The sequence below is a fragment of the Peribacillus sp. NPDC058075 genome, assembly GCF_042885195.1.
GTDB lineage: Bacteria > Bacillota > Bacilli > Bacillales > DSM-1321 > Peribacillus.
This window is the reverse complement of record NZ_JBHVSL010000001.1, coordinates 742378-769376: the sequence shown is the minus strand read 5'-3', so window position 1 is coordinate 769376 and position 26999 is coordinate 742378. Positions and strand designations below refer to the sequence as shown.

24 protein-coding genes, 1 other RNA gene, 1 pseudogene and 1 other annotated feature are annotated in these 26999 nt (G+C 44.1%); of the genes and pseudogenes, 4 read left to right on the top strand and 22 right to left on the bottom strand.

The annotated features are described in order from the left end of the window. Nucleotides 1-29: 29 nt before the first annotated feature. A complete protein-coding gene (locus tag ACFVS1_RS03890; RefSeq protein ID WP_387545188.1) occupies nt 30-1001 on the bottom strand; it encodes an NERD domain-containing protein in 972 nt (323 codons plus the stop codon). Nucleotides 1002-1226: 225 nt separating this feature from the next. Between ACFVS1_RS03890 and ACFVS1_RS03885 the strand changes: the two genes are divergently transcribed. Continuing rightward, nucleotides 1227-1670 carry a hypothetical protein gene (locus tag ACFVS1_RS03885; protein WP_387545187.1) on the top strand — a complete coding sequence of 148 codons (444 nt, stop codon included), beginning with the start codon at nt 1227-1229 and terminating at the stop codon, nt 1668-1670. Between the two features lie 48 nt (nt 1671-1718). Here the strand turns inward: ACFVS1_RS03885 and ssrS are convergent. The 4 genes from ssrS to ACFVS1_RS03865 form a co-directional block, all read right to left on the bottom strand. Then, a non-coding RNA gene (gene ssrS, locus ACFVS1_RS03880) (6S RNA) lies at nt 1719-1904 on the bottom strand. Nucleotides 1905-1990: 86 nt separating this feature from the next. Next, nucleotides 1991-3760, bottom strand: a complete 1770-nt coding sequence (gene aspS / locus ACFVS1_RS03875) for an aspartate--tRNA ligase (RefSeq protein WP_387545186.1) — start codon at nt 3758-3760, stop codon at nt 1991-1993. 12 nt (nt 3761-3772) lie between these two features. Beyond that, the gene (gene hisS, locus ACFVS1_RS03870; protein WP_352919547.1) at nt 3773-5044 is read right to left on the bottom strand and encodes a histidine--tRNA ligase; all 1272 of its coding nucleotides are present in this window, start codon (nt 5042-5044) and stop codon (nt 3773-3775) included. Between the two features lie 99 nt (nt 5045-5143). Further along, nucleotides 5144-5381 (bottom strand) — a binding site (T-box leader). Between the two features lie 78 nt (nt 5382-5459). Continuing rightward, complete coding sequence (locus ACFVS1_RS03865; protein ID WP_034308777.1) at nt 5460-5633, bottom strand: hypothetical protein; 174 nt, start codon at nt 5631-5633, stop codon at nt 5460-5462. A 129-nt stretch (nt 5634-5762) separates the two neighbouring features. On the opposite strand from ACFVS1_RS03865, the gene ACFVS1_RS03860 reads away from it, so the two are divergent. Beyond that, nucleotides 5763-7532 carry an N-acetylmuramoyl-L-alanine amidase family protein gene (locus ACFVS1_RS03860; RefSeq protein ID WP_387545185.1) on the top strand — a complete coding sequence of 590 codons (1770 nt, stop codon included), beginning with the start codon at nt 5763-5765 and terminating at the stop codon, nt 7530-7532. Between the two features lie 65 nt (nt 7533-7597). Here the strand turns inward: ACFVS1_RS03860 and dtd are convergent, their stop codons facing one another. The 6 genes from dtd to ACFVS1_RS03830 form a co-directional block, all read right to left on the bottom strand. Further along, a complete protein-coding gene (gene dtd / locus ACFVS1_RS03855; RefSeq protein WP_241593340.1) occupies nt 7598-8041 on the bottom strand; it encodes a D-aminoacyl-tRNA deacylase in 444 nt (147 codons plus the stop codon). 15 nt (nt 8042-8056) lie between these two features. Beyond that, nucleotides 8057-10255 (bottom strand): RelA/SpoT family protein, encoded by a 2199-nt coding sequence (locus ACFVS1_RS03850; protein ID WP_387545183.1) that lies wholly within the window; start codon nt 10253-10255, stop codon nt 8057-8059. Nucleotides 10256-10573: 318 nt separating this feature from the next. Continuing rightward, nucleotides 10574-11086, bottom strand: coding sequence for an adenine phosphoribosyltransferase (locus tag ACFVS1_RS03845; RefSeq protein WP_352919539.1), 513 nt, complete (start codon nt 11084-11086; stop codon nt 10574-10576). Then, complete coding sequence (gene recJ / locus ACFVS1_RS03840; RefSeq protein ID WP_387545181.1) at nt 11077-13452, bottom strand: single-stranded-DNA-specific exonuclease RecJ; 2376 nt, start codon at nt 13450-13452, stop codon at nt 11077-11079. Before recJ ends, ACFVS1_RS03845 begins: the two co-directional genes overlap by 10 nt. A 143-nt stretch (nt 13453-13595) precedes the next feature. After that, complete coding sequence (gene secDF / locus ACFVS1_RS03835) at nt 13596-15857, bottom strand: protein translocase subunit SecDF (protein ID WP_387545179.1); 2262 nt, start codon at nt 15855-15857, stop codon at nt 13596-13598. 195 nt (nt 15858-16052) lie between these two features. Beyond that, the gene (locus ACFVS1_RS03830; RefSeq protein ID WP_137020410.1) at nt 16053-16358 is read right to left on the bottom strand and encodes a post-transcriptional regulator; all 306 of its coding nucleotides are present in this window, start codon (nt 16356-16358) and stop codon (nt 16053-16055) included. Between the two features lie 169 nt (nt 16359-16527). Here ACFVS1_RS03830 and spoVB point away from each other — a divergent pair, with 169 nt between their 5' ends. Further along, nucleotides 16528-18090 carry a stage V sporulation protein B gene (gene spoVB / locus ACFVS1_RS03825; RefSeq protein ID WP_352919531.1) on the top strand — a complete coding sequence of 521 codons (1563 nt, stop codon included), beginning with the start codon at nt 16528-16530 and terminating at the stop codon, nt 18088-18090. A gap of 28 nt (nt 18091-18118) precedes the next feature. Here spoVB and ACFVS1_RS03820 read toward each other — a convergent pair whose 3' ends face one another. Continuing rightward, nucleotides 18119-18799, bottom strand: a complete 681-nt coding sequence (locus ACFVS1_RS03820; protein WP_387545177.1) for a DUF421 domain-containing protein — start codon at nt 18797-18799, stop codon at nt 18119-18121. Between the two features lie 169 nt (nt 18800-18968). Here ACFVS1_RS03820 and ACFVS1_RS03815 point away from each other — a divergent pair, with 169 nt between their 5' ends. Next, the gene (locus ACFVS1_RS03815) at nt 18969-19340 is read left to right on the top strand and encodes a TIGR04086 family membrane protein (RefSeq protein WP_174524159.1); all 372 of its coding nucleotides are present in this window, start codon (nt 18969-18971) and stop codon (nt 19338-19340) included. A gap of 46 nt (nt 19341-19386) precedes the next feature. On the opposite strand, the gene yajC is transcribed toward ACFVS1_RS03815, so the two are convergent. The 10 genes and pseudogenes from yajC to ACFVS1_RS03765 form a co-directional block, all read right to left on the bottom strand. Further along, a complete protein-coding gene (gene yajC / locus ACFVS1_RS03810; protein WP_133349436.1) occupies nt 19387-19671 on the bottom strand; it encodes a preprotein translocase subunit YajC in 285 nt (94 codons plus the stop codon). 42 nt (nt 19672-19713) lie between these two features. Further along, nucleotides 19714-20853 carry a tRNA guanosine(34) transglycosylase Tgt gene (gene tgt, locus ACFVS1_RS03805; protein ID WP_241593360.1) on the bottom strand — a complete coding sequence of 380 codons (1140 nt, stop codon included), beginning with the start codon at nt 20851-20853 and terminating at the stop codon, nt 19714-19716. A gap of 36 nt (nt 20854-20889) precedes the next feature. Further along, the gene (gene queA / locus ACFVS1_RS03800) at nt 20890-21918 is read right to left on the bottom strand and encodes a tRNA preQ1(34) S-adenosylmethionine ribosyltransferase-isomerase QueA (RefSeq protein WP_352919524.1); all 1029 of its coding nucleotides are present in this window, start codon (nt 21916-21918) and stop codon (nt 20890-20892) included. Between the two features lie 38 nt (nt 21919-21956). Next, nucleotides 21957-22163, bottom strand: a complete 207-nt coding sequence (locus tag ACFVS1_RS03795) for a DUF2905 domain-containing protein (RefSeq protein ID WP_241593364.1) — start codon at nt 22161-22163, stop codon at nt 21957-21959. Beyond that, on the bottom strand, nt 22160-23158 hold the full coding sequence (gene ruvB, locus ACFVS1_RS03790; protein WP_241593365.1) for a Holliday junction branch migration DNA helicase RuvB: 999 nt from the start codon (nt 23156-23158) through the stop codon (nt 22160-22162). Before ruvB ends, ACFVS1_RS03795 begins: the two co-directional genes overlap by 4 nt. An 11-nt stretch (nt 23159-23169) precedes the next feature. Continuing rightward, complete coding sequence (gene ruvA / locus ACFVS1_RS03785; RefSeq protein ID WP_352919520.1) at nt 23170-23784, bottom strand: Holliday junction branch migration protein RuvA; 615 nt, start codon at nt 23782-23784, stop codon at nt 23170-23172. A 323-nt stretch (nt 23785-24107) separates the two neighbouring features. Then, a complete protein-coding gene (locus ACFVS1_RS03780) occupies nt 24108-24617 on the bottom strand; it encodes a BofC C-terminal domain-containing protein (protein ID WP_387545174.1) in 510 nt (169 codons plus the stop codon). A gap of 100 nt (nt 24618-24717) precedes the next feature. Beyond that, on the bottom strand, nt 24718-25317 hold the full coding sequence (locus tag ACFVS1_RS03775) for a YhcN/YlaJ family sporulation lipoprotein (RefSeq protein ID WP_387545173.1): 600 nt from the start codon (nt 25315-25317) through the stop codon (nt 24718-24720). Between the two features lie 102 nt (nt 25318-25419). Then, nucleotides 25420-26367 carry a phosphotransferase gene (locus ACFVS1_RS03770; RefSeq protein WP_352919513.1) on the bottom strand — a complete coding sequence of 316 codons (948 nt, stop codon included), beginning with the start codon at nt 26365-26367 and terminating at the stop codon, nt 25420-25422. Next, a pseudogene (locus ACFVS1_RS03765) lies at nt 26357-26999 on the bottom strand (hypothetical protein); the annotation flags it as partial. The pseudogene ACFVS1_RS03765 and the gene ACFVS1_RS03770, both read right to left, overlap by 11 nt.

The following is a 26999-nucleotide window of genomic DNA, read 5'->3' as shown; positions in this document are numbered from 1 at the left end:
TGGGTCATTTACTCGTGAGTTTGCCCCATTTACTCGTGAATTAGTCCATCAAGTCTATAAGCTCTATTTTTAAATTGCCCCGAATAAGGCAATTCCAGTGCAGACAGCATCCGCTGCATGATATCAATAGAATCTATTTGTAAAAAGAGCCGTGCTTGTTTATTCGTAATATTGGGTTTTATGAGGAGAGCAAAATCACGAAGTGTTTTAATGTGGGCATCTTTTGAGGCGTAAGAACAGTGACTGCAAGACCATTTGCCCCAGTGATATTGCATATGTAGAGCAGAGCATTCAGGACATTGAACGCTTTTGAGCAGATCTTGCTCATCGATTTGATACAAATCGAGGATATCAGGATTATGCGGAGTGTTTTTTTGCAGAATCGTATTCGTAAGTCTATTGCTCTGCCTTTGGGTTAATTGCTTAGAAGAATACTTTTCATCGAGGGTATGAATTTTGGAGATGAGGGTTTCTTTTCCCGTGATTTTTTTGAAAATGGGGGTAAAACCCGGCGTAGTCCTGATGATGGTATTCGGGTTTGCATTGGCAATGAGCGTTTCAATTGGCAGCGCGGGGAATTTGTGAAAAGAAAGCCAATCATTAAATCGGGATTTTTGCACGTCAACCTGGATCAGCGGATCTAGATAAGCTTGTTCCTGTCCATCTTTTGTCCGAATCAATTGGGGATAGGTGCGGTCAAAATAGAGCGTTCCCGCAAAGTTTTTTACTTCGATGATGATGCCGTAATTCCGGGTGATTATTAGGAAATCCATTTGAAAATAACGGCTCCCGTCGTAGCCTAACCTCAAATCATGAAATACTCGATAGTCTTTCGGAAGATTTTTCAGTTCTTTTCCGATACTCCGCTCTCCGTTAAATCCTGTACGGATTTTCCGGAAATCGTTCCTTATTCTTTCCTGTTTTGGATGATTTGCTGAGAGCCTCCTGGTTAATGCCTCCAGTTTGAGCATTTTCATAGGCCTTTCACACGGTTTTAGCATATATATCAACTCCTTCTCCTTTTGCTTCTTTGTTAATGGCCATTTTTCCTGCTAAATTACTGAAATCAGGCTTTTTACCGTGAGTTTGCTCGGTTTAATTCTTGAGATTTGTAGCTCAGTCGGAAGTTCGCGCCTTTTACTCGTGAATTTTCACCATTTACTCGTGAGTTTCCTCCATTTACTCGTGAGTTCGCGCCTTTTACTCGTGAATTTCATCCATTACTCGTGAGTTTTCGCCTTTTACTCGTGAGTTTCCTCCATTTACTCGTGAGTTCGCGCCTTTTACTCGTGAATTCCCGCCTTTTACTCGTGAATTCGCGCCTTTTACTCGTGAATTTACGTTTTACTCATGAGTTAGCATCATTTACTCGTGAGTTTTCGCCATTTATTCGTGAGTTTCCTCCATTTACTCGTGAGTTCGCGCCTTTTACTCGTGAGTTTTCGCCTTTTACTCGTGAATTTTCTCCATTACTCGTGAGTTCGCGCCTTTTACTCGTGAATTTCCTCCATTTACTCGTGAGTTTGCGCCTTTTACTCGTGAATTCACACCATTTACTCGTGAGTTCAACCTATTTACTCGTGAATTTCCTCCTTTTACTCGTGAGTTCAAACTATTTACTCGTGAATTCGCACCAATACACGCATTCTCTCGTAAGTTTACAATTTTAACGCACAAAAAAACCCATGTTATGTAACATGAGTTGCTTTGTAAGGTGTAAGAGTCCCAATTGTGCCGTTTACGCCTTTGTTTTGAACCCGCTCTCCGCAGGTGGGTGCTCGGTTCCTCGCGTTTGTAAGTCCTCTTCGAGGGAGGCTTTTACGCGGCCAGGAAACTAGTGCTCCCGGTAACTATAAGTGTTCGGTCAAAACTTATAGGTTAAAGAACGAACACATCAGGACTCTTACTTATTGAAGATATCATATCATAATGCTTAACACTGTTTCAAGAAAAAACACCTAGGTATTTTTTCATATTTTTTCCAAATGAATTATTTTTTAAGTGCTGCAAGTCTTAGGTTAAGTTCGGCCAATTGCTTGTCACTTACAGTACTTGGTGCGTCAACGAGCAGGTCGCTTGCGCTTGCTGTTTTCGGGAACGCGATGGTGTCGCGAAGGTTCGTGCGGCCTGCGAGCAGCATGACCATGCGATCCAGTCCTAGGGCGATTCCGCCGTGTGGAGGCGTTCCGTATTCGAATGCATCCATTAGGAAGCCGAATTGTGCGTTTGCTTCTTCTTCTGAGAATCCAAGTACTTTGAACATTTTTTCCTGAACGTCGCGTTCGAATATCCGCAGTGATCCACCGCCAAGTTCGTAGCCGTTCAGTACAAGGTCATATGCTTGTGCACGGACGCTTGCTGGGTCTGATTCCAGTTTGTCCATGTCTTCACGGAATGGCATGGTGAATGGATGGTGTGCTGCATAGTAGCGTCCTTCTTCTTCGTCATATTCAAATAATGGCCAGTCGGTCACCCATAGGAAGTTGAATTTGCTTTGATCGATCAAGCCTCTTTCTTTACCAAGCTTGTTGCGAAGTGCTCCAAGTGCATCGGCGACTATGCCTTTCTTATCTGCGACGAATAAGATTAAATCACCCACTTCAGCTTCCAATGCAGATACTAATTGCTCTTGATCTTCTGCGAAGAATTTGGCGATTGGCCCTTTTACGCCGTCTTCTTCAACTTTCAGCCATGCAAGGCCTTTTGCACCGTAAATCGCTGCGAATTCAGCCAATGCATCAATATCTTTACGGGAATAATCCGCATTTCCGTCCTTAACGACGATCGCCTTAACTTGTCCGCCGTTTGCAACAGCGCCGGTGAACACTTTGAAGTCACTGTCTTTGACGATTTCGGAAACATCTTTAAGTTCCATTCCGAAGCGTGTATCCGGTTTATCGGATCCGTAAAGGCTCATCGCTTCATTGTAGGTCATTCTAGGGAATGGCAGTGTTACGTCCAGTCCTTTAACGTCTTTCATCACTTTAGCCATCATGTTTTCGGCAGTGTTAATGATATCTTCTTGGCTCATGAAGCTTGTTTCGATATCGATTTGCGTGAATTCAGGCTGTCTGTCAGCACGTAAGTCTTCATCACGGAAACAGCGGGCAATTTGATAATAACGTTCGAAACCTGATACCATCAATAGCTGCTTGAAGATTTGCGGTGACTGCGGAAGTGCATAGAACTCCCCTTCGTGTACACGGCTAGGCACTAAATAATCACGTGCTCCTTCAGGTGTACTCTTTGTTAAGATAGGTGTTTCGATATCAAGGAAGCCTTCACCGTCCAAGTAATCACGAATCGCTTTTGTTGTTTGGTTACGCATTTTCAACGTTTCGAACATCGCCGGACGACGCAGATCCAAATAACGATATTTCAAGCGGATGTCTTCTGATACATCCGTTCTTTCATCAATGCTGAATGGAGGGGTCTTTGCTTCGTTTAAAATCGTAACGTTTTCGGCTTGAACTTCGACGGTCCCTGTTGTTACGTTCGGGTTGAAGTTGGCTTCATCACGTTTGATGACTGTCCCTTGGATGTCAAGGACGTATTCATTACGGATTTTTTCGGCTGTAGCCAGCGCGTCTGCCGAGATGTCCGGATTGAAAACGACTTGGACGACTCCGCTTCTGTCACGTAGGTCGATAAAGATGACACCGCCCAAATCCCGGCGTTTTTGTACCCATCCTTTTAATGTTACTTTTTCACCAATAGCTGCTTCTGTCACTTCACCATTGAAGTATGTTCTGCCAAACATGGTATTTCCCCCTTAAGCCTGTAGCTTTTTGAATTGTTCAACGAATGTAGCAAGATCCATCTGGACTTGTTCACCGGTTTCCATGTACTTCACATTGATTTTATTATTTGCCAATTCATCATCCCCGAGTGTCGCCACATATCTTGCTTCGAGGCGGTCGGCTGACTTGAATTGTGCTTTCACTTTACGGTCTTGATAGTCTTTTTCGACGGTAAAACCGGCATTCCGCAATTGATGGGCAAGTTTGACGGTATAATCCTTGGCCGTTTCACCTAATGAAACAAGATAGCAGTCAATTCCCTTTTTGATCGGAAGCTCGATGTTTTCTGCTTGGAGGGCTGCAATCAGGCGTTCAATGCTAAGTGCAAAGCCGATTCCAGGTGTTTCCGGTCCGCCAAGTTCTTCAGCAAGCCCGTTATAACGGCCGCCTCCGCAAAGTGTAGTGATGGCGCCAAAGCCTTCTGCATCACTCATGATTTCAAAGGCTGTATGATTATAGTAATCCAAGCCGCGCACTAGAGTCGGATCTTCGACGAAATCGATTTCCAAATCGGTTAAATGCTGTTTCACCTTTTCAAAGTAAATACGGGATTCATCATTTAAATATTCAATGATGGATGGAGCCGTGCTCATCAATTCGTGACCGTGATCCTTTTTGCAATCCAGGATACGCAAAGGATTCTTTTCGAGACGGTTTTGACAATCGCCGCAAAACTCGCCGATGCGGGGTTCGAAATGTTTGATTAACGCATTGCGATGCGCTGTCCGGCTTTCTTTATCACCAAGACTGTTGATCACAAGTTTCAGCTTTTTCAAACCAAGTTCCTTGTAGAGGTTCATCGCAAGTGACAGAACCTCTGCATCGATTCCTGGATCCTTACTTCCTAAAGCTTCGATGCCGAATTGAACGAACTGGCGGAATCGGCCTGCTTGCGGACGTTCGTATCGGAACATCGGCCCGATATAATAAAGCTTGACCGGTTGATTGGCCCACCCGAACATTTTGTTCTCGATATATGACCGTACAACAGAAGCGGTGCCTTCCGGACGAAGGGTTAAGTTCCTTTCACCGCGATCTTGAAATGAATACATCTCTTTTTGAACGATATCGGTTGTATCCCCCACACCACGTAAAAATAATTCCGTGTGCTCAAAAATGGGAGTGCGGATTTCTTTATATTGATAACGGTGACAAATCTCACGCGCCGTGTTTTCGATATACTGCCAAATTTCCGTTTGGCCAGGCAATAAATCCTGGGTACCTCTAGGAATCTGAATAGACATTTGTGTTTCCTCCTTTAAAGCAAAGCGCCCTTTCTAATACGGCACGCTATACTGATTTTTTCCAAACAAAAAACTCCCGCCCCTTGTAACTAATATGTTACAAGGGACGAGAGTTTGGATATCCCGTGGTGCCACCCTAGTTGAAGCACAAAAAAAGTGCCCCCGCTCAAAAAACAGTTAACGCCTGTTTTACGTTCATCTCCTATTAAGTAAATCCGTTCGGAGTGAAGCCTACGGAGGGTTCTTTCATTAAGTCATCATGTGGAATGCTTTCAGCCTCGGCATTTCCTCTCTTTTCATGTGTTTCTTAATTACTCTTCTCCATCATTGGTTCTTGCAGTAATAAGTCTGATATTTTATAATCATACGGACGTTAACATCAAATGTCAAGGCAGACTGAGGATTTTGTCGCATTTTATTGGTTCAAACGTTTTTTCAGATTTTTGATGGTCCGGACATTGACTCCGAATTCAGATGCCAATTCAACAAGGTTTGCGCTTTGTTCCTTTTGGATGAAATCGTGAAAATCGACACCCAATACTTGATTGCCTCCGCTTAAGCTCGTTTGATCTTTTTCGCTGAATTTCATATGGTTTCCCTCCTAGAGTTATATAAGCTCTATTCTTTCCTAAAAAAAATGTTTTTTGCACAGGGATAGAGGGAAATTTTCATTGAACGAGAATACATACATATAGACATTAAAAGGGAGAGACAACTTATGAAGAAGAAATCGGGTTTATTCGGCCTGACACTTATGCTGATATTCTCAGCGATTTTTCCCATCAATCACGCTTTTGCAAAAGATGAAGGGGAAAATATCGTGACGACCCAAGTGGTCAATGTCCGTGAAGGTGCAGGTCTCAGTTTCCCAATCGTAAAAAAACTGGAAAAAGGGGAATCATATCCCATCCTGAATGAAGATGGCGACTGGATCGAAATCCAGATTGGCGCCGGCAAAACGGGTTGGGTTGCCAATTGGCTAGTGGAGAGACAAACGGGGTCTGATACCAATCAGGTCAAAAAGGAATCCGGACAAGGTGTGATATCAGGCAGTTCGGTCCGCGTCCGTACAGGTCCAGGCACTACATTTCAAACGGTTGGGTCCTTGAGTAAAGGTACAGCTGTTGACATCATTGAAAAAAATGAAAATTGGATAAAGATCAAGACGGCGGATATCGAAGGGTGGGTCTCTTCTGACTACCTTAATCTCCCCGCCGCATCTGGAAATGCTGCGAAGAAAGATTCAACTAAGAAAAAAGAAACGAAACAATCCGTAAAAAACGGAGTAACTTTGGTGGACCGGCTCAATGTCCGCTCTGAACCGTCGAAAAAAAGTGCCACGCTCGGAAAGCTGAACAAAAATACGGCAGTGAACGTTTACCGGGTTGAAAATGAATGGGCTGAAATTGATTTCCAAGGAGTCCGCGGTTGGGTAGCTGAATCTTACATACAAGTAAGCGAAGGGAAAGAAGACAGGAAAAATGATCCGGCAGGCGCCACTGCAAGGGTGACCGCTACGGGTTTAAATATCAGGAAAGAAGCCTCTCTCTCAAGCAAGGTCATCGGCTCGGTGAACAAAGATGAAACGTACGCCGTACTGCAAACAAAGGGAAATATGACACAGATCAAGCTCTCCGATTCGAAAAAGGGCTGGGTCGTGAGTTGGTATCTGGAAAAAGAGAATGTTGAACAAACGGTGAAGGAAAAAAAGGTTGATGTAAAAGGAAACAAGATTACCATCATTCATGATGGTACGATCCTTAGAAGCGAGCCTGATGGCAACTCGAAGATAGTCGAGCAGGCCAATGCAGGTGAAACGTTCTCCGCATCAGGTATGGAAGGCGACTGGTATTCCATAAAACTGAAGAGCGGAAAAACGGCTTATGTGGCCGGATGGATCGTGACGATTGAAGGGAATTCCGAGCAGATCCAACGACCTGGAGTTGAAAAATACTTAAAGGATAAAATCATTGTGATCGATCCCGGCCATGGCGGCAGGGATAGCGGTACAATAGGCGTCGGTGGAACACTGGAGAAAAACTTGACGATTCGTACGGCAGAGCTGCTGCGGGACAAACTTCAGGCGGCAGGAGCTAAAGTGATCCTGACCAGAAGCGGAAATACCTATGTTCCACTCCCTTCCCGGGTCAGCACTTCTCATATACATAACGCGGATGCTTTCATCAGCCTCCATTATGATAGCACCAAGGACCAGATCACCAGCGGGATCACCACATACTACTATCATGATTACCAGCATGCATTGGCGGCTACTCTGGCCAATTCACTCGGTTCAACCATGCAGGTGCCCAACCGCGGATCACGTTACGGGAATTTTCACGTTACCCGCGAAAATAAACGGGTAGCCACACTTATTGAACTAGGTTATTTAAGCAATCCAGTGGAAGAATTGACGTTAACATCGAATGAGTATCAAGAAAAAATCACATCTGCCATCTATAATGGATTGGCGCGGTATTTTAAATAAGAATCAGAAAAGCCAGCTTCGCATCGAAGCTGGCTTTTCTACAAAAAATAACCTGCCGCAGCAGGTTATTTTTTGCTTTCAAGTATAAGTGTAACGGGACCGTCATTAGTAAGCTGAACATCCATCATGGCACCAAATTGACCGGTTTCCGTATGGACGCCTTTCTTGCGGAGTTCCTCGTTAAATGCTTCATATATTTCATTCGCCTCTTCAGGACGGGCGGCGTCCATGAAATTCGGTCGACGGCCTTTGCGGCTATCGCCGTATAAGGTGAATTGTGAAACGGATAAAATCGAACCTCCCACATCCAATAGTGAATGGTTCATCTTTTCATTTTCATCTTCAAATATTCTGAGATTTACAATCTTATCGGCCAAATAGGCGGCGTCATCGATGGTATCCCCATGGGTGACGCCAACCAACAGGACGAGCCCGCTGTCGATTTGCCCGATGATTTGGTCTGCGACAACGACTTTTGCCGCTTTGGAACGTTGTAAAACAACACGCATGGCAATAAAAACTCCTTAGTTCATGATCCTTCTAACGGAATAAACATCTGAAATTTGTTTGATACGGTCGACGACCTTTTGTAAATGGGCAATGTTATGGATATAGATGGACATGTGAATGGTCGCCACCTTGTTCCTGTCTGATTTACCCGAGACTGCCGAAATGTTGGTCTTGGTTTCATTGACGGCCTGCAGTACTTCATTTAATAAGCCGCGACGGTCATAGCCGCTGATTTCAATTTCAACGATGTATTCCTTGCGTTCATTAATCGTACTTTCCCATTCAACCGGTACAAGGCGATGATCGGAATCTCCGCTATCCAGGTTCGGACAGTCCTGTCTATGAACTGAAACTCCACGGCCTTTGGTTATATACCCAACGATTTCGTCCCCTGGCACTGGGTTGCAACAGCGTGATAAACGGATAAGCAGGTTATCAATCCCCGGTACCTGTACACCTGAGTCACGTTTTTTAGTTGTATTGGAGAAGGTTTTCAGGTCGGCTACCGCTTCAGAAATATCCGCTTCTTGCTCGACCATTTTCTGTTTACGCCATTTTTCGGTAAGGCGGTTAGCTACCTGAAGGGCAGTGATTCCATTATATCCGACTGCTGCATACATATCTTCTTCATTTAGGAAGTTGAATTTATCTGCAACACGCCTGATATTCTCGGCCGTCAGGATTTCCTTCAGGTCGAACTCCATATCCTTGATTTCCTTTTCAACAAGCTCTTTGCCTTTTTCGATATTTTCTTCCCGGCGCTGCTTCTTGAAAAATTGGCGGATCTTGTTTTTCGCCTGAGATGTTTGGGTTAGTTTAAGCCAATCCTGACTTGGACCATATGAATGCTTAGAAGTTAAGATTTCTATGATGTCGCCAGTTTTCAGTTTATAATCCAGCGGTACCATTTTCCCATTCACCTTGGCACCAATCGTTTTGTTTCCGATTTCCGAGTGAATCCGGTAAGCGAAATCAATCGGGTTGGATCCTGACGGCAGTTCGATGACATCGCCTTTTGGTGTGAAAATGAATACCATATCAGAAAAAAGATCTATCTTAAGGGATTCCATGAATTCCTCTGCATTAGTCGCATCATCCTGGAATTCAAGAATTTCCCGGAACCATGTCAATTTTTCTTCCAGTGAAGGCTGTTCCCCGACATCTTTTCCTTCTTTATAAGCCCAGTGCGCGGCAACCCCGAACTCGGCAATGCGATGCATATCGGAAGTACGGATCTGCACTTCCAGCGGGTCGCCTTTCGGTCCAATCACCGTAGTATGGAGCGATTGATACATATTCGGCTTCGGCATCGCAATATAATCTTTGAATCGGCCAGGCATCGGCTTCCAGCATGTATGGATGATCCCTAAGACGGCATAGCAATCCTTTATGCTATTGACGACGATCCGAACCGCAAGCAAATCGTAAATTTCGCTGAACTGCTTATTCTGCAAAGCCATTTTACGATAAATGCTGTAAATATGTTTCGGTCTCCCGGAAAGGTCAGCCTTAATATTGACTTCCTCAACGTTTTTACGCACTTCATCAATGACTTCTTCCAGATACTGTTCACGTTCTGCACGCTTTTTCTTCATCAGGTTGACGATTCGGTAATACTGCTGAGGATTCAAATACCTTAGTGCAGTATCTTCAAGTTCCCATTTAATTGTACTGATACCAAGACGATGAGCAAGCGGTGCGAAAATTTCCAACGTCTCGTTCGATATCCTTCTCTGCTTTTCCTGCGGCAGATGCTTCAATGTCCGCATATTATGAAGTCTGTCCGCAAGCTTGATCAAGATGACCCGTATATCCTGGGCCATCGCCACGAACATTTTCCGATGATTTTCCGCCTGTTGCTCCTGCTGTGATTTATACTTGATTTTCCCTAACTTTGTCACGCCATCCACAAGCATGGCGACTTCAGGACTGAAATTTTCTTCAATATCCTTCAGAGTGATCTCCGTGTCTTCAACAACATCATGTAAAAAACCTGCCGCAATGGTTGCAGGGTCCATTTCAAGTTCAGCCAGAATACCCGCCACTTGAATCGGATGAATAATATACGGCTCTCCCGATTTACGGAATTGTTCTCGGTGAGCATACTCTGCATACTTAAACGCTCTATGAATAAATTCAGCTTCTTCCGGCTGAAGATATAAGCTGGCCTGTTCTACAACCTGCTCGGCAGTCAATATTTGATCATTAGCCATTTAATCACCTTAACCCCACTTTAACTGCCACCGGATATGATCCGGATTGAGTATGATTGGTAGCACTTCCCTTTATTCTGCAAAACGTGACAATTTTTGCGAAAAAAAATAAATCCGCTTAAACGGATAAAAGTGCAAATAAACTTATTAGCAGAAAAACTCTTTATTATTACTATTATCGAAAAAAAAGGCAAGGATGTAAAGAGTTAAACGTGTATTTTATAAAGAATACTGAATTTTTTCACTGGAAATTCGACAAAATCCAGAAAAAAACGGGTAAAAACAGAAAGAGCACCCTGGTCAGAGTGCTCTTCTTTATTAAAAGCTCATTAATGTCAAGACATCATAGCCGTCTAATTTATCTTTTCCATCCAAGTCAGTCAATTCAATAAGGAATGCAATCCCGGCTACAATTCCGCCAAGCTCTTCAACCAATTTGATTGTCGCTTCGATTGTTCCCCCGGTAGCAAGTAAATCGTCCGTAATCAGTACACGCTGTCCCGGTTTAATGGCATCTTTATGGATTGTCAATACATCCTTGCCATATTCTAATCCATATTCGACTTTTATCGTTTCACGTGGAAGTTTTCCTTCTTTTCTCACTGGCGCAAAGCCCACTTCCAATGAGTATGCGACTGGACATCCGATAATGAATCCGCGCGCTTCCGGCCCGACCACCAAGTCGATATTCTTATCGCGAGCGTACTCGACGATTTGGTCTGTTGCGTATTTATAAGCTGCACCGTTATCCATTAATGTTGTAATATCTTTGAAGACAATACCCGGTTTTGGCCAGTCTTGCACAATTGTTACATATTGCTTTAAATCCATTGCTTTGTTTCCTCCTCAAGGTCTGTTGCCTCATGAACTAAATAATGATTGAACCAATCGAATAATTGCTGATAGGAAGAATAAACAAGCTCTTGTTCAAGCTCAAATTGCTCTTTCTTTCTTGTATACGATTCAGATTCACTGAGATCGCGTTTTTTCGCATTGGTTGTGAGCATAATTAACCCATTCTCTATTGTAACAAAATCAAGCTCAAAAAACACCTTAGAAATGAAATCCACCGTATCTCTTGACCAGCCGCGATATTTGGCTAGGTCATCACCATATCTTTTCACATCAAGCGGACCCTTTTTTGCAAGGAAGGCATAAAACCATTTAAAATGATCTCTTGTTGGCATCGTACTTAGGAAATGGTCCTGTTCATGGGAAAAGTGAGCGTAGATACGTGAAGGCTGCTTATCGGCAATCACCCGTTTCAAATAATCCCTTGACGTCGGCATGTCCATGAATACCAAATGACCTTCGAAGCAGTCGAGCTGCTCTGCATCCAGTTCATTGTTGATAAGAACGAGATCCGCATGGTTTTGTAAAAATGGATATCTGCTATAAATATCTTCCGAGAAAATGACGATCTTCCGGTTTTGTGCAGGAATGTCGGCAAGCCACTTCTCTGCCTGTCCCTTGCCGCGGTAATCGAATAACTGCCAATGGTTTACCGAGACATCCTGGACAAAGATCTGGGGCTTTTTCATATTATTCCACTCATTGATGGAAAGCTCACCAATAACCGAGACCTCAGCGTGCGGAGCTATTTCATCGACAAAATGACCAAGACCGAAGCCCACACCGTCAAGTTTGTGATTTTCACCATCTTCCAGCTGGACCTTCAGGTGATTTTGGTTTGCACCTATTTTGCGGACACTTGAAAGCTGTACGGAATCTATCAATATCTTCGGCTTGGGATTCGTTACCCCAAATGGCGACAGCAAGCTCATTTCCTGAATCGTTTGAATGGAAACGTCAGCTAAAGTCGTAGCCCCGTCCAAGTTTGTAATCGGTGTAAAGTCCTCTTCGTTAAGTTGTTCCTTCGCTATCAAATTCATGCGGTCCCTGAGCTCCTGGACATCTTCAATTTTCAATGTCATTCCAGCAGCCATCGGATGTCCACCGAAATGAGGCAGCAGTTCACGGCAGGTGGAAAGACTTTGAAAAAGATCGAAACCGGCGATGCTCCGAGCGGAACCTTTCGCATATCCCTTTTCCCGGTCATAGCTCAATACAATCGTGGGCCGGTAAAAGCGTTCAACAAGTTTTGAGGCCACAATCCCCACGACTCCTGCGTTCCAGCCTTCCCTTCCGATGATGAGCACGCCATTGGACTCCGGCGGGAAGTTTTCCTCGACCTCAGCAATCGCTTCCGCCGCCATTGCTGCAACCATTTCCTGCCGCTCTTTATTGATATCATTGATTTCATTCGCAAGTTCCACCGCTTCTTCCAGGCTTTGTGACATCAATAAATCGACAGCGGGATCGGCATCTCCAAGGCGCCCGACAGCATTGATCCTCGGTGCCATCGCAAAGCCGATCGATTCTTCATTCAATGCTTCCTGCTGAACATTCGCCACTTTCATTAACGCAACAAGTCCCGGGCGGCGAGTCAAACGTAACTGCTCGATGCCTTTCGCAGCAATGAGGCGGTTTTCCCCTTGCAAAGGCACTAAATCCGCTATCGTGCCGATTGCCGCTATTTCAAGCAGATCCTCAGGCAAATCCCCAAGCAAGGCGTGTGCAAGCTTAAATGCAACCCCTACTCCGGCAAGGTCTTTAAATGGATAGGAACTGTTCTCAAGTTTAGGATGGATGATTACCAATGCCTCAGGCAGTTCCGGCCCCGGTTCGTGATGGTCGGTCAATATATAATCCATTCCAAGCTCGCCGGCAAGTTTCGCTTCATCGATTGCAGAAATTCCGGTATCGACGGTTATTAATACCTTCACCCCTTGCTCAGCTGCAAGGCGGAACGCCATCGGATTCGGACCATATCCCTCTGTAAATCGATTCGGGATATAAAAATCAACATTGGCCCCCAATTTCAACAGCGCCGTCATCATCACTGTGGTCGATGTCACGCCATCCGCATCATAATCACCGAATATACGTATTTTTTCCCCATTTTGAATGGCTTCTCTTATTCTATATACTGCCTTATCCATATCCTTCAATAAAAATGGATCATGAAAAGTTTGATTTTTTACAAATAAAAACGATCGGGCACTTTCAATTGTATCCAGGCCTCGATTCACAAGCAGGGCTGCAACCAAAGGTGTGATATGAAGCTCTTCAGCTAGTACAGCAACTTTGTTTTCATCGGCAGATTGCAAGTTCCACCGTGTTTTTGGCTTTAACATTTATTCACCCCTCAACCTACTCATTATACAAAACGAATATACCAGTTTCAATTTTATTTTAAACTCATAAATGGCTGTAATTCCCTATCCAATAAACTTAGTTCAACAAAAAGAAGGCTGGCATCATGCCAGCCCCCCACCTATTAAACTTGACCTTCAAGGCTTTGTTTCTTTTCTTTTGCGGTATTCAGCGGACCTTTCTTCTTCAATTCCCTGATTTTCAAATCAAGCCAGAATTGGGAAGCGATCAATAGTGATGAATAAACGCCGCATATCAAACCGATAAACAGGGCAATGGAGAAGTTACGGATAGCTTCACTGCCAAAGATCATCAATGCGATGACCGTAATGAGAACGGTCAGAACCGTGTTAATGGATCTCGTCAAAGTTTGCCTGATACTGATGTTAACAATGTTCTCAAGCTCTTCGGCGGTTTTGATTTTACGGCTGAAGCGTAGGTTTTCACGAATACGGTCAAAGGTAACGATCGTATCATTGATCGAATAACCGACAATCGTCAGAACCGCAGCAATGAAGGTGATATCCACTTCGAGCCGGAGTAAGCTAAAAATCGTGATGATGAAGAATGCATCATGGATAAGGGCGACAACTGCAGGTACAGCCATTCGCCATTCAAATCGTATCGATACATACAATATGATTCCGATTGATGCAATCGCTAACGCAAACATGGCATTTTTCGCAAGCTCTTTCCCTACAGTCGGCGATACAGTGCTGACATTCGGTTCTGCTCCGTAATCCTTCTTGAAATGGTCCTTCAATTCAGCAATCTCTTGTTTATCGAGGACACCGACTGTCCGAACGACAGCATTTTTATTGTCTTGTCCAGCGAGCCTGACATCCTTGATATCCTCTTCGTCAATACCGACCTTATCCATTTCGGTTTTGACTTGCTGTGTCGTCAAGACGTCTTTGGAAGCAATCTCGATTCGGGTGCCGCTCGTGAAGTCAATCCCGAGATTCAATCTAAAGACGAGAAGGAATATGATCCCGATAATGGTGACACCGATTGAAATGCCATAAAAAACTTTCCGATGTTTGACAAAATCGATTTTATCAAAGCGTGTTGGCAATGACATTAAATTCATTTTCTCGGATAAATCGTGAATGTATTTCTTCTTCACGCCAAACCATGATGCACGTTTATCCAGGAACCCGCTATTCACCCAAAGGCTCATGAAGAGACGTGTACCATAGACGGCTGTAATGAAACTCATTAAAATCGAAATGATCAAAGTGGTGGCAAACCCTTTAACCGAGCTTGTTCCATAATAGAACAGTACAGCCGCAGCCAGCAGGGTCGTTAAGTTGGCATCCGTGATTGTAGCAAGTGAATTCTTGGTACCTTCTTTATAAGCCGCTTTAACCGATCTGCCAAGTTTCAATTCATCCCTGATTCGCTCATACGTTATGATATTGGCGTCGACGGCCATCCCGACCCCGAGTACCAATGCTGCAATACCAGGCAGCGTAAGGACCGCATTCATCCAATCAAACACTAAAAGCGTCAAGAAAAGGTATATGCTTAAAGTGACGACTGCAATGAATCCCGGGAAGCGGTAATACACAAGCATGAAGATAAAAACAAGTGCAATTCCGATGATTCCTGCAAAAATAGTATCATGCAGTGCACCTGCACCGAACTGGGCACCTACAGAAGTCGAATACTTTTCTTTTAAATCTACAGGCAAAGCACCGGCATTAAGAAGGGCTGCAAGCTCTTTCGCTTCTTCCACCGTGAATTGACCGGTAATAAACACCTTCTTCGTATTAAAAACTTCACTGACAGCTGGAGCTGAAATCATATTGTCTTGTGAAGAGGTATCTTTAATGGAATCTTTTCCTTCCTCGAAATCCAGCCAGATTGCAAGTACATTAGTAGGTCTTTCCATCGTGGATATTTTTTGAGTGATGTCCTTAAATTTATCCACATCTTTCAATGTGACTTCAACAACCGGTTGATTATCTTGGAACGTTTGTTTCGCGCCGCCTTCTTTCAGGTCGGCCCCGGTCATCATTTCCTTATCGTTGTAGTCACGGAAGGATAATTTAGCTTGTGTCGAGAGGATTTCCCGAGCGTTGTTTTGGTCTTTTACCCCAGCCAATTGAACGCGGATCCGGTCTTTCCCTTCGATTTGAATGTTAGGCTCGCTAACCCCCAAAACATTGACACGCCGCTCAAGCGAGCTTACTGTAGCCCGTAAAACATCCGGGGTGATCTTCTCCCCAGACAGCGGTTTTACTTCATATAACACTTCAAAACCGCCTTGAAGATCAAGACCCAGCTTGATATCCTTTAGGATTCCTTTTGAAGTCGTCCCCATCGCTGCGAAAATCAAAAGTGCGATTAGAAAAAACGCAACGATCCTGCTTCTTTTTACCATTATGTAGTAGGCCCCTTTCTATAATACGCCTGTTCCTGAAGTTAAAAAAACTGTCATTTTTTGTTTAACTGATAACTGCATTCCCTTTTCTTCTTGAGAAAAAAGACACAGCTTTCCATGCTTTTCCAAAAAAAGCATAACCATATCTATTATGAGTCAAATACAAACAGCTGTCAATTTAAGTATATCTTTGTGTCATTCTTTCAAAAGTTCCTTCAGTTCCTCTTCAGAAAGCGGCTCAAATAGGTTTGGTGATTTATAAGCTTCGACCATTTGGAAAGTCATGAACTGGTTGCTCGAAAATGTCACGATATCTGCGACAAGTTCATGTATGTGAATGTTTTCCTGCGGACGCTTCCATTTATTTTTGGTTAAGGTTCCCCATATGTCTTCCTCTGTTACGGCATTCAATCCGACCATTTGGAATTCCTCACGCTTGCTCTTCAAGAATGGACGCACCTTTAGATAATACCTTTGATAGGGATGATTCTTTTTTGCCATCACTTTGCCTCCAGTAAAATGATTCTCAAATGATTGCGCATTTCTTAGAAGGGTTTCTTATCATTTGTTAGAACGCAAACAAACACTTTTGTCATGCTTTGTCCAAGTACAAGCATATAGATAATTGTATAGCATAACCGCTTTTTTGAGAAGGCAGGGAGGGAGTTCAATGTCCAAATTTTTAAAAGGGACGCTGATTTTATTAATCGCAAGCCTGATTACAAGGGTTCTTGGTTTCATTAACCGCATTGTCATCGCCCGCTTCATCGGCGAAGAAGGCGTTGGTTTATATATGATGGCTTTACCGACCCTCTTTCTCGTCGTGAACATAACCCAGTTAGGCCTGCCTATCGCCATTTCGAAATACGTGGCTGAGGCCAATGCCAGAGGTGATGAACGGAAAATCAAGAAAATCCTTGTCGTCTCTTTGGCCTGCACCTTTACTCTATCGATGATTTTCACTCCTGCAATGCTGCTTTTCGCGCCGGCTCTCTCAGAATACCTATTCACTGACGAACGGACGTTATGGCCGCTTATGGCGATTGCCCCTATCGTACCGATCATCGCCATATCTTCCGTATTGCGCGGTTATTTCCAAGGCAAGCAAAATATGAAGCCATTCGCTTTTTCTCAAGTTATCGAACAGGTGGCCCGAATCACTTTCATAGCCGTCCTGACGAAGGCTTTTTTGCCATATGGAATCGAATATGCTGCAGCCGGGGCGATGTTCGCATCGATTATCGGTGAACTTGTATCTCTCATCTACTTATTGACCAGCTTTAAATTAAAGAAACATTTCAAGTTCAGAAAGGGCTTTTTCAAGAATGTCAAATCCGGAAAAGGAACATTCACCGAATTGATGGGGATTGCCCTTCCTTCCACCGGGAGCAGGATGATCGGATCGGTTTCGTGGTTTTTCGAACCGATAGTGGTCGCCCAGAGTTTGGCACTTGCCGGAGTCACCGCGGCCGCAGCCACAAGTCAATACGGGGAGCTGACAGGGTACGCACTGCCTTTACTCATGCTTCCTTCCTTCGTTACATCATCATTGGCGACGGCACTTGTCCCGGCAGTGAGCGAAGCCCGTACGACCGGAAACTTTTTACTCGTTGAACACAGGCTTCAGCAGGCACTGAAAATCACCTTTATCACCGGCTGTTTAGCTATAGTCATTCTATTCATCTTTGCCGAACCGATTTTACAAGTCATGTACGGCTCTTCACATGCTGCCGTTTTCATTAAATTCCTGGCACCCTTTTTCATCCTTTATTACTTTCAATATCCGCTGCAATCCATGCTGCAAGCATTGGACCTTGCAAAGGCCGCGATGTTCAACAGCCTGGCTGGCAACATCCTTAAAATCGGTGTGATCTGGCTGCTGGCATCAAAGGAAAGTTTCGGAATCATGGGTGCCGCAATCGGGATAGCGGTCGGTACGATGCTTGTTACCTTCCTGCATTTTTCAACCGTGCTGAAGGTCGTCCCTTTCACGCTTCATTTCCGCAGCTATATATCAGCTTTGGTCCTTGCTTTAATTTCCGGATGGGGCGGTTATTACCTTTATCAATTCCCGCTCTCCTCACAGCCGCTTGGCTTACGGCTTTTGCTTTCCGTGACGGTCGTCATCCTGCTGTTTACATTTTTCCTGCTCATGACCGGCAGCATAAAAAAGGCAGATCTGATCAGGATTCCTGTAGTGGGCGGCTTTTTATCAAAATTCGCTTGGAAATAAAATGAACCGAAGCATTAAAAGGCTTCGGTCATTTCTTCGTTTCATTTTTATCGATGTAAAATTGGCCATCTATGTACCCGCAAATCGAAATCTCTTTTATCTTCGTTTCTCCCAGTTTTTTCAACTGGTGCCGGAGCCAAAAATGATTTTTGCCAATTCTATCGAGATTTCTCTCCTGTATCTCCCCATCGATTATAAGGGGATAAGGTGTTTCCTTGGTTTTAGACCTTTTGCCTTTGGTATTCTTGATGATCGAAAGCTTCCCGGTAGATTCGAGGATTGCGAATTGTACTTCATTTAAATCACTAATCCCCTGTTCACGCAGTTGGGTCAATAAATCATCAAAAGTATATCGTTGCTTACGCATCGCTTTTTCATCTATTTTCCCTTGATTGATGATGATCTGCGGCGTACCATCCACGATGTTTCGAAATCTAATGCTTTTCAATGAAATGAAAGCCAATATTATTTGGATGAAAGCAAGAACGAACATCGGAATGATTTGCCTGAAAAATGGTTTATCCAAATCTTCAAAGGATAGAACGGCAATGTCCCCGATCATGATGGATACCACTAAATCAAGAATGCTCAATTCCCCAACTTCCCGCTTACCCATCATTCGAAAAAGGATTAAGATGACTAGATAGATCACTGTTGTCCTAAAAATAATAGCCAGGATATCCACTTCAATACCACATCCTTCATCCATAGCATGGCTTGGGGATTGAAAAATTACTCTATAATCTTTTCTAATTTTACGGGAAGCTTCTTAAACCTGGTCTAAAGGGTCGATATGGGGAATATGCTTGTACAAACACATAAACAGGCTATACGTATCAGCCTTTTAAAAAGGAGGAATACCCATCGAAACTAAAAAAATGAGTGTCGCCGTAATTTATGGCGTAGGCTCCATCTTTGCCATAGCGATGATTGCTAGTTTAATCGTTTCCATCCTTCTTCGTTTTACTTCTCTGACGGAATCATCCCTGACATACGTGATCATGATCGTGTCCTTTTTATCGCTGTTCATTGGTGGATTCATTTCAGGAGGCAAAGGGAAAAAGCAAGGACTATTCTTGGGCGGGAGCACTGGGCTGCTTTATCTGTTGGTCGTGTTCCTTTTTCAATATTTAGGTCACGATGCACTTTTCACCATCAAGCAATGGATATACTATGGCTGTTTTGTGATTACGGCCATGATGGGAGGCGTGCTTGGGGTCAACATGAGTTCCGACTCCCGCACCGATTAAAAAACACAGCAAAAAAACCGGGCACATGGCCCGGTTTTTGTTTGTCTTATACGGATACTTCTTTATTCGGTGCGCTTTCTGTAATTTCACGGATTGCTGCACGGTCAAAAGTTAGTTTTGTGCCGTCTGGTGATTTAATGACGATTTTCAGGTCATCGATTGCATCGATTGTTCCGTGCATGCCGCCGATAGTAGCAACTTTATCACCTTTTTTCAAACTACTTTGCATGTTTTGCGTAGTCTTTTGGCGTTTTTGCTGCGGGCGGATCAATAAGAAATAGAACAATACGAACATTAAAATCAACGGAAGTATTTGTGTTAAATTACCCATTTTATATATTCACTCCTTTCGTTCATTAAAATATGTATGGAATTAGAAGTTTCTCGCATTTGGTTCATTGAAACCATACTGCTCAAAAAACTCTTCCCTAAAGTCTCCAAGGCGATCTTCTCGAATAGCTTGTCTGACCTGTTCCATCAAGTTTAACAGAAAATGAAGATTATGGTAAGTCGTAAGACGAATCCCAAAGGTTTCTTCACACTTAATCAAATGGCGGATATATGCCCGGCTATAATTCTTGCAAACATGGCAATCGCAATTTTCATCGATTGGACCGAAATCGCGTGCATACTTCGCATTTTTCACAACCAGCCGCCCATTGCTCGTCATGAGCGTACCATTACGCGCAATTCGCGTCGGAAGTACACAGTCAAACATATCGATACCGCGCAGTGCACCATCGATCAATGAGTCCGGCGAACCGACTCCCATCAGGTAACGAGGTTTGTCACTTGGCAGCAGCGGACTTGTAAACTCAAGGACGCGGTTCATGATATCCTTCGGTTCCCCTACGGATAACCCTCCAATAGCATAACCCGGGAAGTCAAGGGAGACAAGGTCTTTTGCACTTTGTTTGCGAAGGTTTTCAAACTCCCCGCCTTGAACGATCCCGAACAGCCCTTGGTCATTCGGACGCTCATGTGCATTCAAACAGCGTTCCGCCCAGCGCGATGTCCGTTCAACCGACTTCTTCATATACTCTTCAGTCGCCGGAAATGGCGGACATTCATCAAATGCCATCATAATATCGGAGCCAAGCGCATTTTGTATTTCCATCGCTTTTTCCGGGGATAAGAATAATTTATCGCCATTCAGATGGTTCCTGAAATGCACGCCCTCTTCTTCAATTTTGCGGAACTCGCTCAAACTGAAGACTTGAAAGCCGCCTGAGTCGGTCAAAATTGCCCGATCCCAGTTCATGAACTTATGCAATCCGCCAGCTTCCTTGATGATTTCATGCCCCGGACGCAGCCATAGGTGGTACGTATTGCTCAGGATGATGCCTGCCCCCATTTGTTTCAAATCCTCTGGGGACATCGTTTTGACAGTAGCCATCGTTCCAACCGGCATAAATGCAGGCGTTTCAAAAGAACCATGAGGCGTATGGACCCGGCCTAACCGTGCCCCTGTCTGTTTACATGTTTTGATTAACTCATATCGTATTGCAGTCAACGCAATAACTCCCTTCAAGAGCTTCGCACTCTTATATTACTTAATTAACATTGCATCTCCAAAACTAAAGAACCTGTATTTTTCTTCCACAGCCGTTTCATAGGCATGAAGGACATGCTCCCTGCCCGCAAGTGCAGAAATTAGCATGATTAAAGTCGATTTGGGCAAATGGAAGTTCGTTATCATCGCATCGATCCCTTTGAACTCATAACCAGGATAAATGAAGATGCTCGTCCAGCCATTCTCTTCCTTGAAAACCCCATCATTGCGGGACGCAATCGTTTCCAGTGTCCTTGTCGACGTAGTGCCGACCGTAATGATTTTCCCGCCCTTCTCTTTCACATCATTCAGTAATCTGGCAGTTCCTTCCGTCATTTGATAAAATTCGGAATGCATTTCGTGGCTATCAATGTCGTCGACACTTACTGGACGGAATGTACCAAGCCCGACATGCAGAGTGATGAATGCGATGTGTACACCCATCTCTTTAAGTTTCCCAAGCAAACCCTCCGTAAAATGGAGGCCGGCGGTAGGTGCGGCTGCAGATCCCCGTTCACGCGCATAAACCGTTTGATAGCGGTCCTGGTCGTCGAGTTGTTCCTTGATGTATGGAGGTAACGGCATTTCGCCAAGCTTCTCCAGTATTTCATAAAATATGCCTTCATATTTAAATTCAAGGATTCGGCCGCCATGCTCAAGTACACCTGTACACACGGCACTCAGCTTACCATCGCCAAAAACGATTGTCGTGCCTTCTTTAATCCGTTTGGCCGGCTTCACAAGTGTTTCCCATACATCATCATGCTCTTGCTTAAGCAGCAAGACTTCGACTTTTGCACCCGTTCCTTCTTTACTGCCGTATAGCCGGGCCGGAAGCACCTTCGTATCATTCAACACCAGGCAATCTCCCGGTTTGATATATTCCGTGATATGGCTGAATACATCATGCTGAAGCTTGCCGGTTTCTTTGTCCAGCACCATCAATCTACTTGCTTCCCTATCCTCCAAAGGAACTTGGGCAATTAGTTCCTCCGGTAAATGAAAATCAAACATATCCAATTTCATCTGTTCCACTTCCTTACATGTCTATCAAGCTGTAATCCTTATTTAAAACGGCCTATCAAATAAAAAATCGCGGACAATATAACGCTGACGATTATTGATGTAACGATGGGAAAATAAAACGTCGTATTCCCCTTTTTCAGAAAAATATCTCCCGGCAGCCTGCCGAGACTGATATATTTCATCGCAAAACCAATCACGAATATAATCACACCCAGAATCATAACCATCTTTGGTATATTCATCATTCAGGCATCTCCATTCCGAAATGCTCATAAACAAGCTGTGTTGCCACCCGGCCTCTTGGGGTACGCTGAAGAAAACCGACTTGTAACAGATATGGTTCATACACATCTTCGATCGTATGTGCCTCTTCTCCGATCGTTGCAGCTATCGTTTCCAGACCCACGGGGCCGCCACGGAATTTTTCAATGATCCCTTTAAGTAATTTATGGTCAATATGATCGAGTCCTAAACGGTCGACCTGCATTAATTCAAGCGCATAATCGGCAAGCTCGGCCGTTATCGTACCATCACCGCGTACCTGGGCGAAATCCCTGACCCTCCGTAAAAGCCGATTCGCAATTCTCGGTGTGCCCCTTGATCTTCTTGCAAGCTCTGCCGCTGCTTGATCAACCATTTCCGTATCCATGATTCTTGCCGTACGGATGATGATATCAGTCAAATGGTTTTCCGTATAATATTCAAGACGGCTCAAAACGCCAAAACGGTCCCTGAGCGGTGCAGACAGTGAGCCTGCACGTGTCGTGGCCCCTACGAGGGTAAACGGCGGCAAGTCGATCCTGATCGAACGGGCTTCCGGTCCCTTACCGACCACAATATCCAGACAGAAGTCCTCCATGGCAGGGTATAGCACTTCTTCGACGACACGGGGAAGACGGTGAATCTCATCAATGAACAATACATCACCCGGTTCAAGTGCACTCAAAATGGCCGCCAGATCTCCCGGCCGCTCAATGGCGGGACCGGAAGTCGTGCGGATATTCACACCCATTTCATTGGCGATGATGACGGCAAGCGTCGTCTTTCCAAGGCCAGGCGGTCCATATAAAAGTACATGATCGAGCGTTTCTTCACGCATCCTTGCCGCTTCGATGTATACACTTAAATTCGCTTTCACTTTATCCTGTCCGATATATTGCTTTAAGTTTTGCGGCCGCAAGCTTTGTTCAAAGGACAGTTCGTTCAAATCGGCTTCCTGATTGAATATTCTCTCCTCCATTGCGCCACTCCTTATCTTAACATCATTTGCAATGCTTTCTTAATATATTGCTCGGTCGTCATATCTTCTGCCTGCAATTTCTTGGCAACCTTTTGGACTTCCTTTTCAGAATAACCAAGAGCCTTCAATGCAAGAACGGCCTCATCCAATTCCTCCGTATAACCATTTGGACTGAGTGCAGCCGTGATGCCTTCGTTAAACAAGCTTGGAAACGCATCCGGAATAATGTTCTCAAGTTTCCCTTTTAAATCGAGGATCATTTGCCGTGCCGTTTTCTTACCGACTCCCGGGAATTTCACCAAAAACGATTCATCTTCATTTTCGATCGCCTGCACCACCTGATCAACCTGACCAGAAGCCAAAATGGCTAGAGCACCCTTCGGTCCGATTCCGGTTACATTCAATAATTTTGTGAATAACGCCTTTTCTTGACGAGTCTGGAATCCGTATAATGCGGCCATATCCTCACGAACATAATGATACAAGAAAACTTGAATTTCTTTATGGTATTGAGCGGAAAAAATAAAAGGATTCGGCGTCATCACTTGATATCCGATTCCCCCATTTTCCACAACTATGTATTCAGGCCCAATATAATCGACCTTGCCTTTTATATAATCATACAAATTAATTCTCTCCCTGATTTTGCTGTACCTCTCATTTTATCATAAAAAGGGGGTGTTGTTCATTAAAAGTTATTTCATTGCGGCACATTGACTTCCGTTGTCCCTATCACAAAGTTGATTGGTACGGGTGTGCGAGACTCCTGCGGCAAATACGCATCCAAGCGAGACCCAACATGCGTAAAGGCGCCAAGGGCGGACCGCCCGCAGAAAGCGAGTGCCTGCAATGGAATGCAACGATCAAATTATAAATACAAAAAAACTGTAGACAAACTCCATTTTTATCGAGTTTGTCTACAGTCTGAAGGATGGGTTGTCAACCCACCCTAGTTTACCGAATATGGCTCGTATTCTTTTATGAGCTGTTTATATTGGTCTTTATTCATGATCGGAATCCCTTTTTGCAGTTCCTCCTGCTTGTATGCTTCTAGTTTACCAATGTCTATTTGGTAGAAAGTATGAATGATCTTGGCGTGCTCAGGCCTTCCGATAAAAATGGATAGCGTACCATCTTCTCTCATCCCAAGGTAACCATTCGCTTTTAAAAGCGGCGATATGTCATTTTCAATTTTCTTCATGACAATCTGCTGTTCATTTTGATCGACTACTTTCCATCCTTCGTATTTTGACCAAAAGTCCTCCATCGACCAAATGGTCTCTGTCAATTTCTCTTCACTTAACTCGCCATCCAGATACATACGCTGAAGAATGACCTTCCTCTCAATTGGTTCATTTTCCTTTTGAACAGTTTCTTCGGCAAAAACGGTTAAGCAAAATGGCAATATGAAAAGTGTCATGAAAAATTGGATTCTGAGTTGATTAATCAATTTACTCACCTCTTAAGGCGTTTACTTTTTATGTAGTTTGACCCAAAAAAGGATTATTAACCAGAAAAATATCAAAAAGAGCTGACTCCATGTCGGGTCAGCCCACTAATTATTTCAAGTGATTTTCGTGAATGTTAAGGTTATCGAACATGTCATTGGCATCCAAAATGACCATTTCCCTCGTATCGCCATCACGAAGATTGTTATCAAGTGTCATCGTCCTGAAATAGACACCTTCATCGGTGGTGACATATAGGGTACGGCCATTGGTAAGCGGTTCGATTTCCTTCTTGATTCTTTCTTTAACATCTTTTGCCTGGCTGTAGTCATCAAGCTGCAAGGCCACCAGCATTTCGTCTTTCATGATGATTGTCCTGGCATCTATGACCGGCTCCACTTTATTGGCGGCACCATTGACTTTGTCGGCTAAAGCGCCTTCATAGGAATTATAATAAGATGATCGCGCCTTAAGCGGTTTACTCTCATGCCCATGGTAGTTACGGTCACTTTTACTGTACGCATCATCTTTATTGTATAAACCTTGCACCATATTCTCATAATTGATGTTGCGTACCAATGTATCTTTTTCATGGTATCCTGTATCATTCGTGATATTTTCATTTTCCGCTGTATCATTATTAGCACATCCAACCAAACTGACGGCGGCCAATACCGTACAAAGCGGCTGTGCCCATTTTATTTTCTGCACAAATAACCCTCCCATTGCAATTGAATGAGCTAAATTCCGCTCATAATTAGCATGGGTGTCGAACGGGAAATGTACTCTGTAAGATACGGCCAAAAACCCATATTATTTCCTATTAAGGGAAGAAATCCTTTTTGCCAACTTTTCATTCATCGCCATCCGCTCCGAAAAACCTTCCACGGACATTTTCCAGACCGAATGAAGCTGGGAAGAACTTTTATTAAGACGATTCCATTCACGGAAAATATCGGTAGGATAAGTTAAAGCATATAAAAAGGCCGGGTCTGACTGATACCTTTGCAATTGCGGCACTTCCCACAGCTCGGTGGCCGCATCTTCCAAATGATGCGATATTCGGTTTGCATACTGTAAATAATCAATGCACCTCGGGGCATTTGCCATTAGGTCAAAATCGATTAAAGTCAAAGTGCCATCCGCTCTGCGCAAGAAATTATGGTGGGCACAATCACCATGAATGATTACTTTCTTTTCCTTATTCCATAAAGACTGATTTTTATCAAACCCCTCTAACGCCCACTCACCCCATCTAATCCATTCCTTGATAATATCTTCGGAAACGTATTGGCGAACATAAGAAAAGTTCGTTTTAAAAAGTGATAAACGTTCTTTCCACTTTTTTGATTGATTGAACACAGGCGCATTAATGGAGAGATGTTCCGTCACATCATGGAAGCTTTCCAGTAACTTAATTCCCTCTAAACGGTCCTTATGATTGGAATATTTGAATTTTTTCTTACTCGGCGGAAAATAGTCCATACTCCCATACCATTTCCCTTTAAATTCAAAGGGCATTAAATTCTGATGAATATAATACGTTTGATGAAAACCCTTTTGTTTTAACAAAGAAGTCAATTCCCTTTGCCGATCCCACTTTTCAAAGCTGTCGAATCCTTTAAGGATCATTGAATGACCCTTTTCAAAAGTTATTAAATAGACACTGCTTTGAATATGGTGGACATTCCTTGGCTTACGATTTAAATAAGAGAGGAGACGAGTGTTAAAAACACTGTCTCCTTGATAATTAGTAGTCATCGCTTTCATCTACATATGTCGGAATCCCAAATGTTTCAGGCGCACGAACTCCCCCGAATTGGCCTGGCTGGCCACCCATTTGTCCAGGTAACATAGCTTCAGGTTGCCCCCCTAGCTGACCGCGCATCATGTCCGGTTGACCCCCAAATTGTCTTGGCATCATTCCCGGCTGGCCTCCATTTTGATCGCCCATCATCCACGGCTGACTTCCATTTTGACGGCCCATCCACGGCGGACCTCCGGTTTGACCGCCCATCATACCTGGTTGGCCTCCGTTTTGGCCGCCCATCATCATACCTGGCTGGCCTCCGTTTTGGCCGCCCATCATGCCTGGCTGGCTTCCGCTATGGCCGCCCATCATGCCTGGCTGGCTTCCGCTATGGTCGCCCATCATCATACCTGGCTGGCTTCCGCTATGGCCGCCCATCATCATGCCTGGCTGGCTTCCGCTATGGCCGCCCATCATCATCCCTGGCTGGCTTCCGCTATGGCCGCCCATCATCATCCCTGGCTGGCTTCCGCTATGGCTGCCCATCATCATGCCTGGCTGGCTTCCGCTATGGCCGCCCATCATGCCTGGCTGGCTTCCGCTATGGCCGCCCATCATGCCTGGCTGGCTTCCGCTATGGCCG

Bases quoted from the DNA above. Each gene is read 5' to 3' on its own strand.
- aspS (WP_387545186.1), bottom strand. From the start codon at position 3,760: ATGTTTGGCAGAACATACTTCAATGGTGAAGTGACAGAAGCAGCTATT.
- ACFVS1_RS03845 (WP_352919539.1), bottom strand. From the start codon at position 11,086: ATGGATTTAAAGCAATATGTAACAATTGTGCAAGACTGGCCAAAACCG.
- yajC (WP_133349436.1), bottom strand. From the start codon at position 19,671: ATGGGTAATTTAACACAAATACTTCCGTTGATTTTAATGTTCGTATTG.
- secDF (WP_387545179.1), bottom strand. From the start codon at position 15,857: ATGGTAAAAAGAAGCAGGATCGTTGCGTTTTTTCTAATCGCACTTTTG.
- ACFVS1_RS03890 (WP_387545188.1), bottom strand. From the start codon at position 1,001: ATGCTAAAACCGTGTGAAAGGCCTATGAAAATGCTCAAACTGGAGGCA.
- dtd (WP_241593340.1), bottom strand. From the start codon at position 8,041: ATGCGTGTTGTTTTACAACGTTCCAAAGCGGCAAAAGTCGTTGTCGCA.
- ACFVS1_RS03865 (WP_034308777.1), bottom strand. From the start codon at position 5,633: ATGAAATTCAGCGAAAAAGATCAAACGAGCTTAAGCGGAGGCAATCAA.
- ruvB (WP_241593365.1), bottom strand. From the start codon at position 23,158: ATGGAGGAGAGAATATTCAATCAGGAAGCCGATTTGAACGAACTGTCC.
- ACFVS1_RS03850 (WP_387545183.1), bottom strand. From the start codon at position 10,255: ATGGCTAATGATCAAATATTGACTGCCGAGCAGGTTGTAGAACAGGCC.
- ACFVS1_RS03795 (WP_241593364.1), bottom strand. From the start codon at position 22,163: ATGATGAATATACCAAAGATGGTTATGATTCTGGGTGTGATTATATTC.
- queA (WP_352919524.1), bottom strand. From the start codon at position 21,918: ATGAAATTGGATATGTTTGATTTTCATTTACCGGAGGAACTAATTGCC.
- ACFVS1_RS03830 (WP_137020410.1), bottom strand. From the start codon at position 16,358: ATGGCAAAAAAGAATCATCCCTATCAAAGGTATTATCTAAAGGTGCGT.
- ACFVS1_RS03815 (WP_174524159.1), top strand. From the start codon at position 18,969: ATGAGTGTCGCCGTAATTTATGGCGTAGGCTCCATCTTTGCCATAGCG.
- ACFVS1_RS03820 (WP_387545177.1), bottom strand. From the start codon at position 18,799: ATGGATGAAGGATGTGGTATTGAAGTGGATATCCTGGCTATTATTTTT.
- spoVB (WP_352919531.1), top strand. From the start codon at position 16,528: ATGTCCAAATTTTTAAAAGGGACGCTGATTTTATTAATCGCAAGCCTG.
- ACFVS1_RS03860 (WP_387545185.1), top strand. From the start codon at position 5,763: ATGAAGAAGAAATCGGGTTTATTCGGCCTGACACTTATGCTGATATTC.
- hisS (WP_352919547.1), bottom strand. From the start codon at position 5,044: ATGTCTATTCAGATTCCTAGAGGTACCCAGGATTTATTGCCTGGCCAA.
- recJ (WP_387545181.1), bottom strand. From the start codon at position 13,452: ATGTTAAAGCCAAAAACACGGTGGAACTTGCAATCTGCCGATGAAAAC.
- ACFVS1_RS03770 (WP_352919513.1), bottom strand. From the start codon at position 26,367: ATGACTACTAATTATCAAGGAGACAGTGTTTTTAACACTCGTCTCCTC.